The organism is Streptomyces sp. NRRL B-24572, from assembly GCF_002156145.1.
GTDB lineage: Bacteria > Actinomycetota > Actinomycetes > Streptomycetales > Streptomycetaceae > Streptomyces > Streptomyces vietnamensis.
This window is the reverse complement of the sequence record NZ_MWIG01000417.1, coordinates 1-11,025: the sequence shown is the minus strand read 5'-3', so window position 1 is coordinate 11,025 and position 11,025 is coordinate 1. Positions and strand designations below refer to the sequence as shown.

The 11,025-nt window shown below is 74.1% G+C and carries 6 protein-coding genes, 2 tRNA genes and 3 pseudogenes; 8 read left to right on the top strand and 3 right to left on the bottom strand.

What is annotated here, in order from left to right:
* The 5 genes and pseudogenes from CCN56_RS44800 to CCN56_RS24170 all read left to right on the top strand — a co-directional run.
* Positions 1 to 128: pseudogene (locus CCN56_RS44800) on the top strand (acyl dehydratase); the annotation flags it as partial.
* Positions 125 to 1,291: a lipid-transfer protein gene (locus CCN56_RS24185; RefSeq protein ID WP_086829949.1), complete on the top strand. Its 1,167-nt coding sequence runs from the start codon at positions 125 to 127 to the stop codon at positions 1,289 to 1,291. The pseudogene CCN56_RS44800 and the gene CCN56_RS24185, both read left to right, overlap by 4 nt.
* Before the next feature lie 52 nt (positions 1,292 to 1,343).
* Positions 1,344 to 2,456, top strand: coding sequence for a DUF1906 domain-containing protein (locus CCN56_RS24180; RefSeq protein WP_086829947.1), 1,113 nt, complete (start codon positions 1,344 to 1,346; stop codon positions 2,454 to 2,456).
* A 192-nt stretch (positions 2,457 to 2,648) separates the two neighbouring features.
* On the top strand, positions 2,649 to 3,194 hold the full coding sequence (locus CCN56_RS24175) for a SigE family RNA polymerase sigma factor (protein ID WP_086829945.1): 546 nt from the start codon (positions 2,649 to 2,651) through the stop codon (positions 3,192 to 3,194).
* A 137-nt stretch (positions 3,195 to 3,331) separates the two neighbouring features.
* A complete protein-coding gene (locus CCN56_RS24170; RefSeq protein WP_086829943.1) occupies positions 3,332 to 4,984 on the top strand; it encodes a long-chain fatty acid--CoA ligase in 1,653 nt (550 codons plus the stop codon).
* Positions 4,985 to 5,016: 32 nt separating this feature from the next.
* Here CCN56_RS24170 and CCN56_RS24165 read toward each other — a convergent pair whose 3' ends face one another.
* Both CCN56_RS24165 and CCN56_RS24160 read right to left on the bottom strand, forming a co-directional pair.
* A complete protein-coding gene (locus CCN56_RS24165) occupies positions 5,017 to 8,988 on the bottom strand; it encodes a PAS domain-containing protein (RefSeq protein ID WP_086829941.1) in 3,972 nt (1,323 codons plus the stop codon).
* Positions 8,989 to 9,103: 115 nt separating this feature from the next.
* Entirely contained in the window at positions 9,104 to 9,580 is a 477-nt protein-coding gene (locus CCN56_RS24160) for an SSI family serine proteinase inhibitor (protein ID WP_373412893.1), read from the bottom strand.
* Between the two features lie 238 nt (positions 9,581 to 9,818).
* On the opposite strand from CCN56_RS24160, the gene CCN56_RS24155 reads away from it, so the two are divergent.
* The 3 genes and pseudogenes from CCN56_RS24155 to CCN56_RS45910 all read left to right on the top strand — a co-directional run.
* Positions 9,819 to 9,909: transfer RNA gene (locus tag CCN56_RS24155), tRNA-Ser, on the top strand.
* Positions 9,910 to 10,248: 339 nt separating this feature from the next.
* Positions 10,249 to 10,321 (top strand) — tRNA-Arg (locus CCN56_RS24150).
* Between the two features lie 165 nt (positions 10,322 to 10,486).
* Positions 10,487 to 10,774, top strand: a pseudogene (locus CCN56_RS45910) (DUF6578 domain-containing protein); the annotation flags it as partial.
* Between the two features lie 111 nt (positions 10,775 to 10,885).
* Here CCN56_RS45910 and CCN56_RS45905 read toward each other — a convergent pair.
* Positions 10,886 to 10,957 (bottom strand): annotated as a pseudogene (locus tag CCN56_RS45905) (hypothetical protein); the annotation flags it as partial.
* Between the last annotated feature and the right edge of the window lie 68 nt (positions 10,958 to 11,025).

The window sequence follows — 11,025 nt, the reverse complement described above, 5'->3', positions numbered from 1 at the left end:
TCCTGACCGGGACGGTCACCGAGGTGACCGAAGGGGCGGACGGGGACACGGCGAGCGTCCGGGTCGTCGGCGCCAACGGGATCGGCCACCACGTCACCGGGACGGTCACCGTGGAGGTGCCGCGATGAGCGTCCGAGGCGGGGACACGCTCGGCGGGCGGGCGGCCGTCGTCGGCATCGGGGCGACCGAGTTCTCCAAGGACTCGGGCCGCAGCGAACTCTCCCTCGCCGTCGAGGCCGTGCGCGCGGCCCTCGACGACGCCGGGCTCACCCCCGCCGACGTCGACGGCCTCGTCACCTTCACGATGGACACCAACCCCGAGATCACCGTCGCCCAGGCGTCCGGCATCGGCGAGCTCTCGTTCTTCTCCCGCGTGCACTACGGGGGCGGCGCCGCCTGCGCCACCGTGCAGCAGGCCGCGCTCGCCGTCGCCTCCGGGATCGCCGAGGTCGTCGTCTGCTACCGGGCGTTCAACGAGCGCTCGGGGCGGCGGTTCGGCTCCGGCGTGCAGCAGCGCGAACCCTCCGCCGAGGGCGCCGCGCTCGGCTGGCAGCTGCCCTTCGGGCTGCTCACCCCGGCCTCCTGGGTCGCCATGGCCGCGCAGCGGTACCTGCACGCGTACGGGCTCACGCCGGACGCCTTCGGGCACGTGGCGGTGACGGACCGGAAGTACGCGGCGACCAACCCCGCCGCGTACTTCCACGGCAAGCCGATCACCCTCGCCGACCACGCCGCCTCCCGCTGGATCGTCGAACCGCTCCGGCTCCTCGACTGCTGCCAGGAGACCGACGGCGGCCAGGCGATCGTCGTCACCTCCGTCGAACGCGCCCGCGACCTGCCGCGCCCGCCCGCCGTGATCCTGGCGGCGGCCCAGGGCGCCGGGCGGAAACAGGAGGCCATGACCAGCTTCTACCGGGACGGACTGACCGGGCTGCCGGAGATGGGCGTGGTGGCCCGGCAGCTCTGGCGGACGTCGGGGCTCACGCCCTCCGAGATCGACGTGGGCATCCTCTACGACCACTTCACCCCGTTCGTGCTCATGCAGCTGGAGGAGTTCGGCTTCTGCGGGCCGGGGGAGGCGGCGGACTTCGTCGCGGCCGGGGCGCTTCCGCTGAACACCCACGGGGGGCAGCTCGGCGAGGCGTACCTCCACGGCATGAACGGCATAGCGGAGGCGGTACGGCAGATCCGCGGCACCTCCGTGAACCAGATGCCCGGCGCGGCCCGGACCCTGGTCACGGCGGGCACCGGGGTTCCCACGTCCGGGTTGATCCTGGGCACGGACGGCTGAGGCGACGGCCTGAGCGGTGGCCGGGAGGGGCGGGCGGATCTTCACTCGCGCCATGAGCACACGCACGCCGCCGTCCCCCGGAGCCGTCCCCGCGTCCGCATCCGGAGCCCTCCTCGCGCCCGCATCCGGAGCCGTCCCCGCAGCCGCATCCGAAGCCGCCCCCGCGCCCCTCCCGGCCACACCGGTCCGTCCGCGCTCCGCGCCGCCTCCCGGGGCGCGGGCGCGGGCCGTGGTCGCCGCCCTGATGGTGGCGCTGGCCGGGACGGTCCTCCTGAACGCCCCGCCCCCGCAGCCGTCGGGGGCCGTCGCGTCCGGGGCGCCCGCCTCCGCCCCGGCGACCCGCGCCATGGCCGGGGCCGGGGCCCCCGGGGCGGCCGCCGCCACCCCCGTCACCTTCTCCGGCAAGGCCTTCGACACCTGTGAGGCGCCGTCCCTCACCGTCATGAGGGCCTGGCGGGGGTCGCCGTACGGGGCCGTCGGGATCTACTTCGGCGGACGCGGGCGGGGCTGCCCCGTGCAGAAGGAGCTCACCCCCGCTTGGGTCGCCTCCGCCCACGCCATGGGCTGGCGGCTGCTGCCGCTCTTCGTCGGTTCGCAGGCGCCGTGCGTGGACTCCCTCGCCAAGCGGAAGTTCGCCATCGGCAGCAACCCCACGAGCCAGGGCACCAAGGAGGGAGGCGACGCGGTACGGGCCGCGCAGGCCCTCGGGATCGGCGCGAGCAGCCCGCTCTACCTCGACATCGAGGCGTACCGGCGGGGCGACACGAGCTGCGCCGCGACCACCCTCGCCTTCGTCCGCGCCTGGAACCGGGAGGTGAAGCGCCTCGGCTACCTCCCCGGCTTCTACAGCAGCGCCGAGACGGGGGTGCGGGACATGGAGACGCAGCGGAAGGCGGGGACGAAGGACCTGCCGGACGTGATGTGGTTCGCGCGCTGGCGGGGGGTGCCGGCGCTGCTCACCGAGTCGGTGCTGCATCCGGAGGCCTGGACGCCGCACGCCCGGATCCACCAGTACGCGGGCAACGTCACCGAGACGTACGGCGGTCGCACCCTCGCGATCGACCGCAACGCACTGGACGCACCCGTCGCCCACGTCGCCGCCCCCGCCCGCTTCGCGGCCCGTGTGCCCGTCCCCCTGTCGTTCGTGGCGAGCCGGCACCCCTGAGGGCGGCGGTCCACCGTGCCCGGTACCCCTGAACCGGGCATCGGCCCTGAACCGGGCATCGACCCTGAGCCGGGTGGAGAGGGTCTCCACCCAGAGGAGGTGGAGGCATCCCCACCCCTACAACCTGAGGCGGACGGCGGTTCGGGACCTGGGGCCGATCCGCCGGTGTCCGTGCCCTCCTAGCGTGGAGTCATGACTCCGCCACCCTCTGGCCCCGTCTGCGCCGGTGCCTCGCAGTACGCGTCGTACCCGACCTTCACCTCGTACGTACGGGCGCGTGGGCCCGTGCTCCTGCGCACCGCGCGCTCCCTCACCGCCAACCCCTCGGACGCGGAGGACCTCCTCCAGACCGCGCTCGCCAAGACCTTCATGGCCTGGGAGCGCATCGAGGACCACCGCGCCCTGGACGGCTACGTCCGCCGCGCGCTGCTGAACACGCGGACGTCGCAGTGGCGCAAGCGCAAGGTCGACGAGTTCGTGTGCGAGGAGCTGCCCGAGCCCGCCGGCCTCCCGGAGCCGGACCCGGCCGAGCGGCAGGTGCTGCACGACGCGATGTGGCGCGCGATCCTGAAGCTGCCGGAGCGGCAGCGCCAGATGGTGGTCCTGCGGTACTACGAGGACCTCAGCGAGGCCCAGACGGCCGAGGTGCTGGGGGTGTCGATCGGGACGGTCAAGAGCGCGGTGTCCCGGGCGCTCGGCAAGCTCCGCGAGGACCCGGAGCTGACGCCCGTACGGTGAACCATCCGCTCGGCCGGGCCGCTTCCGCCAGTAATCACTGGCATTTTACGTACTCTCGGGTAGTGACATACCGCGCGGTACGTGCGCAGAATCTCCACACCCCTTCTGCCACGTAGCGCCCACCGGGAGGACGCCCCGTGTACAGCACCATGCAGGACGTACAACTGACCGTGAGCCGCATCCTCCAGCACGGGATGACCATCCACGGAAAGTCCACCATCACCACCTGGACGGGCGAGCCCGAGCCGCAGCGCCGCACGTTCGCCGAGGCCGGAACGCGCGCGCACCAGCTGGCCCACGCCCTGCGCGACGAACTGGGGGTCACCGGCGACCAGCGCGTCGCCACCCTCATGTGGAACAACTCGGAGCACGTCGAGGCGTACTTCGCGATCCCCTCCATGGGCGCGGTGCTCCACACCCTCAACCTCCGCCTGCCCCCCGAGCAGCTGGTGTGGATCGTCAACCACGCCGCCGACCGGGTCGTCATCGTCAACGGCTCCCTGCTCCCGCTCCTCGCCCCGCTGCTCCCGCACCTGCCGACGGTCGAGCACGTCGTCGTCGCGGGCCCGGGCGACCGTTCCCTCCTGGACGGGGCCGCCCCGCGCGTCCACGAGTACGAGGAGCTGATCGCCGGCCGCCCGACCGCGTACGCCTGGCCCGAGCTGGACGAGCGCTCGGCCGCGGCCATGTGCTACACCTCCGGCACCACCGGCGACCCGAAGGGCGTCGTCTACTCGCACCGCTCGATCTACCTGCACTCCATGCAGGTGAACATGACCGAGTCGATGGGCCTGACGGACAAGGACACGACCCTGGTCGTCGTCCCGCAGTTCCACGTCAACGCCTGGGGCCTGCCGCACGCCACCTTCATGACCGGCATCAACATGCTCATGCCGGATCGTTTCCTCCAGCCGGCCCCGCTCGCCGACATGATCGAGCGCGAGAAGCCGACCCACGCGGCCGCCGTCCCCACCATCTGGCAGGGCCTGCTCGCCGAGGTCACCGCGAACCCCCGCGACCTCTCCTCCATGAAGCAGGTCACCATCGGCGGCGCCGCCTGTCCGCCCTCCCTCATGGAGGCGTACGACCGCCTCGGCGTCCGCCTCTGCCACGCCTGGGGCATGACCGAGACCTCCCCGCTCGGCACGATGGCCCACCCGCCGCACGGCCTCACCGCCGAGGAGGAGTGGCCGTACCGGGTCACGCAGGGACGTTTCCCCGCCGGCGTCGAGGCCCGCCTCGTCGGCCCCGGCGGCGAGCACCTGCCCTGGGACGGCGAGTCGGCCGGCGAGCTGGAGGTCCGCGGCACCTGGATCGCGGGCGCGTACTACAACGGCGTCGACGGCGAACCCCTCCGCCCCGAGGACAAGTTCAGCGAGGACGGCTGGCTCAAGACCGGTGACGTCGGCGTCATCAGCCCGGACGGCTACCTCACCCTCACCGACCGCGCCAAGGACGTCATCAAGTCGGGCGGCGAGTGGATCTCCAGCGTCGACCTGGAGAACGCCCTCATGGCGCACCCGGCGGTCGCCGAGGCCGCCGTCGTCGCCGTGCCGGACGAGAAGTGGGGCGAGCGTCCGCTGGCGACCGTCGTCCTCAAGGAGGGCGCGACGGCGGACTACGAGACGCTGCGGGCCTTCCTCGCCGACGAGGGCGGCATCGCGAAGTGGCAGCTGCCGGAGCGGTGGGCGATCGTGCCGGCGGTGCCGAAGACGAGCGTCGGCAAGTTCGACAAGAAGGTCATCCGCAAGCAGTACGCGGAGGGCGAGCTGGACGTCACCCGGCTCTGATCGACCGGTCGGCACCAACCGGCCCCACGGGGCTAGTTGGTGCCGATCTTCGCGAGCAGGTCGACGATCCGCGCCTGCACCTCGGCGCTGTTCGAGCGCTCGGCGAGGAACAGGACCGTCTCGCCGGATTCGAGCTTCGCCAGCTCCTCCTCGGCGAGGTCGGCCGAGGTGTAGACGACGAGCGGGGTGTGGTTCAACTGCCCGTTCGCGCGCAGCCAGTCGATGATCCCGGCCCGGCGGCGGCGCACCTGCATCAGGTCCATCACCACCAGGTTCGGCCGGGTCTGGGTGGCCAGCATGACCGCCTCGGTGTCGGTCTCCGCCTGCGCGACCTGCATCCCGCGCCGCTCCAGGGTGGCCGCGAGCGCCTCCGCGATGGTCTCGTTCTCCTCGATCAGCAGGACCCGGGACGGGTGCTGCTCGCTGTCGCGGGGCGCCAGCGCCTTGAGGAGCACGGCCGGATCGGCGCCGTACGCCTCCTCCCGGGTCGCCTGCCCGAGCCCGGCCGCGAGCAGCACCGGCACCTCGGCGGCGACGGCCGCCTGACGCAGCGACTGCAGCGCGGTACGGGTGATGGGGCCGGTCAGCGGGTCGACGAAGAGCGCGGCCGGGAAGGCGGCGATCTGGGCGTCGACCTCCTCGCGGGAGTGCACGATCACCGGCCGGTAGCCGCGGTCGCTCAGCGCCTGCTGGGTGGAGACGTCGGGCGCGGGCCAGACGAGCAGCCGGCGCGGGTTGTCGAGGGGCTCCGGGGGCAGCTCGTCGTCCACGGGCTGCGGGGCCGGCCGGTTGGCGACCTCGACCGCGCCGCCGGGACCGTCGAGCGGCTCGGGCCCCTCGGCGGAACCCTCGGCGGGCGCTCCTATGGCGTACGCGCGGCCTTCGGCCGGGGTGTCGTGCGGCGAGGGCGCGGGCGCAGTCGGCTGCGGGTGCGGCCTGGCTTCCACGGCCGGGACCGGCGGGTCGATCTCGGGCGGGGTGGCGAGCCTGCGCCGCCGCCCCGAGCCGTTGGACGGCGCGGCGGGGGCCGGCGGCACGAACGGGACGCCCTGTCCGAGCGTACGGACGCTGAACGCCCGCCCCTGGGTCGAGTCCTTGGACATGGTCGCCGGCATCGGCAGCTCGGGCGGCAGCGGTACGGAACCGGTGCCGGTCCCAGCGGCGGTCCCGGTGGCGGTGCCGGTCCCAGCGGCGTTCTGGGGCACGGGCTGCGGCTGCCGGGGCTGCTGCGGCGGGGGTACGGCCTCCGGCGTGTCCTCCGGCTGCGGGAGCGCCACGGCCCGGCGCCGACCGGTCGGCTCGACCGCGATCGGGGGCCCGGCCTGCGGGTGGGGCTGCGGCGGCGTGTGGTCGGCGCCCGGGACGCCCCGTACGGACTCGTGCCGTCCCTCGTCCGAGACCGGCAGCGGGCCGGCCACGGGAGCGGCGGCCGGCGGCGCCGTCTCGGCGTCACGGTCGGCATCGGCGGGCGGCAGCGCGAACGGCGTGCGGGGCCCGGCCTCGGCGGCGGCCGCCCGTTCCTGCGCGGCGGCCAGCGCGCGCCGGCGGCGCCCGCTCGGCGGCGCCGGAGCCTCCTCGGGAGCGGAAGCGACGGCCGGCAGGGCACGGGCCAGGGCGGGAGCCCCGGACGGCTCGACGGCGACGCCCTGCGGCGGCACGGCCGCGCCGAGCGCGGCACGCCCCTGCGCGCCCTCGGCGGCGGTCACCACGGAGCCCTCGGCGGGCCGGCCCCGACGGCGCCCGGTGGGCTCCACGGGGGCGGGCGCGGCGGAGTGCACGGCGACGTTCTGCTGGGCGGGGATCAGCTCGGCGGGACCGGCGGCCTCTCCCGTACGGGCACGGCGGCGGCCACTGGGCTCGGCACCGCCCTCGGGCGCGACCGCGCTCTCCAGGAAGGCGTCCGTCGACCCGCGCCGGGCCCGCCGCCGCCCGCCACCGGAGGTCCCGGCGCCCGGCTCGACGGCCATGGCGGCACCGGAAGCCGCCCCCGCGCCGGGGATCCCACCCGGGGCGGCGACGGACGACGAGTCGGAGCCGGCGCCGGAAGCGGGGACGTGGCCGGAGGCGGGCAGAGGGCCGGAGGCGGGCACAGGGCCGGAGGCGGGCACAGGGCCGGAGGTGGGCAGAGGACCGGGGGCAGGCACAGGGCCGGAGGTGGGCAGAGGACCGGAGGCCGGGACCGGACCGGAGACGGGCAGAGGACCGGAGGCCGGGACCGGACCGGAGGCGGAGGCCGGGACGGGGCCGAGGGCGAGACCGGGCCCCGTGGCGGGCCCTGCGACCGGCCCCGAGACCGACCCCGACTGCGGCCCTGACGGCGACCCGGAGTTCGGCCCCGAGTCCGGTCCCGAAGCCTGTGCGGGCAGGGCGAGGGCCTCGCGCCCGCCCGAGGGCCCGTCGTTCCGCGGCGCCGGCGCGGGGACGGTGCCCCGACCCGCGCCGACCGGCACTTCGAGGACGTACGCGCCGCCGCTCGTGCCCGGCACCTCGTGGGTCTGCACGACACCGCCGTGCGCCGCCACGATCCCGCGCACGACGGGCCCGTGGACGGGGTCGCCGCCCGCGTACGGGCCGCGGACCTCGATCCGTACGACGTCACCGCGCTGTGCGGCCGCGACGACGATCGTGGAGTCGCTCGGGGTCCGCTCGGCCTTGCTCTTGCCGGTCGCGTCGACGCCGGCGACGTCCGCGACGAGATGGGCGAGGGCGGTCGTGAGGCGCGCCGCGTCGACCTCGGCCTCGATGGGCGGGGCGTGCACGGCGAACTGGGCGCGGCCGGGCCCGATCAGCTCCACGGCGCCGTCGATGCCCCCGGACACGACCCGGTCGAGCAGGACGACGGCCTTGTCGAGCTTCTCCGTACCGGCGTCGAGCCGCTGGTAGCCGAGGACGTTGTCGACGAGCGAGGTCATCCGGGCGTACCCGGCGGCCAGGTGGTGCAGGACCTGGTTGGCCTCGGGCCACAGCTGCCCGGCGTCGTCGGCGGCGAGGGTGCCGAGCTGGGTGCGGAGCTCCTCCAGGGGCCCGCGCAGCGACTCGGCGAGGACGGCGGTCAGCTGCTCGTGGCGGGCGGCGAGGGAGGCGTACTTCTCCTCCTGCGCCTCGCGCTCGGCCGCGTGCCGCTCGGCGCGGTCGGCGAGCTCCGCCGCGTGCCGCTCGGTGAGGCCGGCGAGCTCGGCGGCGTGCTCCTCGACGAGCTGCTCGTACGGCCTGCGGTCGGTGAAGGTCATCACCGCGCCGACGAGCTGGTCCCCGTCGCGTACCGGAGCGGTCGTCAGGTCGACCGGGACCCGCTCGCCCTTCTTCGACCACAGGACCTGCCCCCGGACCCGGTGCTTGCGGCCGGACTTGAGGGTGTCGGCGAGCGGGGACTCCTCGTACGGGAAGGGCTCGCCGTCGGCGCGCTTGGCGAGGATCAGCGGGTGCAGCTCCTGGCCGCCGAGCTCGCCGGCGCGGTAGCCGAGGATCTGCGCGGCGGCGGGGTTCACGAGGACGACCCGGCCGTCGGTGTCGGTGCCGACGACCCCCTCGGCCGCGGCGCGCAGGATCATCTCGGTCTGGCGCTGGGAGCGGGCGAGTTCGGCCTCGGTGTCGAGGGTGCCGGTGAGGTCCCGTACGACGAGCATGAGCAGCTCGTCGCCGGTGTAGCCGCCGTACGAGTCGTAGGCCTCGCGGCCGTCCTCCAGGCTGGCGCTGGTCACCTCGACGGGGAACTCGGAGCGGTCCGTGCGGCGGGCGATCATCCGGGTCGGCTTGGTGCGGCCGCGCTCGTCGGCGCCGTCGGGACGGCGCATGGAGCCGGGGATGAGGCGCGAGTCGAAGGTGGGCAGCAGGTCGAGCAGGCCGCGTCCGACGAGCGCGGTGCCGGGCGTCTCGAACATGCCGAGGGCGATGGTGTTGGCGTTGACGACCGTGCCGTTGCAGTTGACGAGCACGAGGCCGTCGGGGAGGGCGTCGAGTATGGCTGCGAGGCGAGCAGCGCCTCGGGATGGCCTGCTGCTCACGACGACGCTTCCTCCCTGACGCACTGCATGCGCATGCCCTGTCGGCCGGCCGGTCCCATCTTGCCCCTCGGGTCCCGGCCTGTCACTGAGGGGAGTCTAAGGGAGCCTCCGACCGTCATCCCCGGGCAAGGGGAAGCAAGGGCTCCAGATTCTGCCAGCGGTCGATCTCGCACCCGTTCGCCCGGGAGAAGCGGGCGTCGACCTCGCGGCCCTGCCAGACGCCGGTGACGTGGGCGAGTGCGGGCCCGCCGTACACCTGGGTGCACATCTGGTCCGAGGGGACGGGCAGGAACGGGTCGCCGCCCTCCCTCGCCAACTGCCCGAGCCGCTCACAGGCCCCCTCGGCGGCCGGGTGGTCACCCTCGGCGCGCTCGCCACAGCTCAACCGGAAGGTGCCGTCGGAGCCCGGGGAGCCGCTCTTCTCGACCGTCACGGTCAGGGTGTCGGTCGACCCGCTCGACACGGTCGACCCGGTCGACGAGAACGGGAGCGGCGACGGCAGGGGACCGAGGCCGGCGGCCCCGGCGGTGGCGGCGGCGGTGGCGAGGGTCGCGAGGACGAGACTGCGCAGCATGCGGATCTCCAGGAGCACGGGAGTACGGAGGGCGCGGGTGCACGGCGCGCCCGCCCCCTCTAACGCTCCGGGCGCCGGGGCGTTGCGCAAGCGGGGTGCGCCGGGCGGGGCGCGAGGCGGGTCGCAGGGCCGGGATCGGGGGCCGTGGGGCTTTGCCCTGAACCCCGAAGGACTAGTACGGTGAGAATCGATTGGTGACAGCCGGTTCGCCTGTGTCATCATCTGCACGCACCACTCGCGTAGGCGCGCGGTGCGAGGAGGCGTCGCCTAGTCCGGTCTATGGCGCCGCACTGCTAATGCGGTTTGGGTCTTAAAGCCCATCGAGGGTTCAAATCCCTCCGCCTCCGCCCCACACCGAAGCCCCGGCCTCCAAGGCCGGGGCTTCGGCCGTTCCCGGACCCCTTCCGCGGGCTTCGGCCGTTCCCGGACTCTTCGGCGGGCTTCCTCCATGACTCGACGGCGCGCCGGTGTGACCCCGGTCTCTTTTCGCGGATCTCCGCCCCCTGCGACCCCCGCGCCGCGGCCCGTCCGCCCGTCCCCGCCTAGCGCCCTCGGTGGCGTTTTCGCAGGTCACAAGGGGTGTGGGGAATGGATTTCACATGACGGCGGCAGTCATGTAATGTTCTTCCTGTCGCCGGGACAGCGGGCCGAAAGGGCCGGGGAACGGAGACAAGAACTAAAAACAAGCACTCGTAGCTTAACGGATAGAGCATCTGACTACGGATCAGAAGGTTGCAGGTTCGAATCCTGCCGAGTGCACACAGACAAGAGGCCCGGACGAGAGTCCGGGCCTCTTGCGTTTCCTGGTCGTACAGCGGCGAAGTGCAGCGGGCGGGTGCGGGTGGGGCGCTCGGGCAGCCGGCCGTCAGGGCCGGACGTTCCTCGCGGACGAGGAGCGCGGGTCGCTCGGCGGACAATGGCGGCATGACGTTGACGGTGTGGGTCGATGGCTGGCAGATCCAGTGCTGCGGAGAGAGCTTCGCGCCCGGGGACGTCGTCTCCTGGACGCTGCTGGAGGTCGGTCCGGAGGACTACGCCGACGTCGTCGGTGGCGAGCGTGCGGCCGGGATCGGCTTCCGCGAGGAGCATCACGGCCAGCAGGAGGGGCGCGCACCCACCTCGGTGGAGGTGGTGTCGATCGTCGAGGTGCACTGCCGTTACGGGGTGTCCCCGGGGGCCACGGACAACGCGAACCGCCCCGTTCCGGGTACGACCGTGCTGGTTCCGGTCGAGGAGGCGGACGGGTGGGCGAGGGCCAGGCCGGGCGGTCACCAGATAGCCCGCGAAGCTCACGCCCGGCCTGGCCCTCGCCCACCCGTCCGCCTCCTCGACCGGAACCAGCACGGTCGTACCCGGAACGGGGCGGTTCGCGTTGTCCGTGGCCCCCGGGGACACCCCGTAACGGCAGTGCACCTCGACGATCGACACCACCTCCACCGAGGTGGGTGCGCGCCCCTCCTGCT

Coding starts and splice junctions, on each gene's coding strand:
- CCN56_RS24185 (WP_086829949.1), top strand. CDS start 125: ATGAGCGTCCGAGGCGGGGACACGCTCGGCGGGCGGGCGGCCGTCGTC.
- CCN56_RS24180 (WP_086829947.1), top strand. CDS start 1,344: ATGAGCACACGCACGCCGCCGTCCCCCGGAGCCGTCCCCGCGTCCGCA.
- CCN56_RS24175 (WP_086829945.1), top strand. CDS start 2,649: ATGACTCCGCCACCCTCTGGCCCCGTCTGCGCCGGTGCCTCGCAGTAC.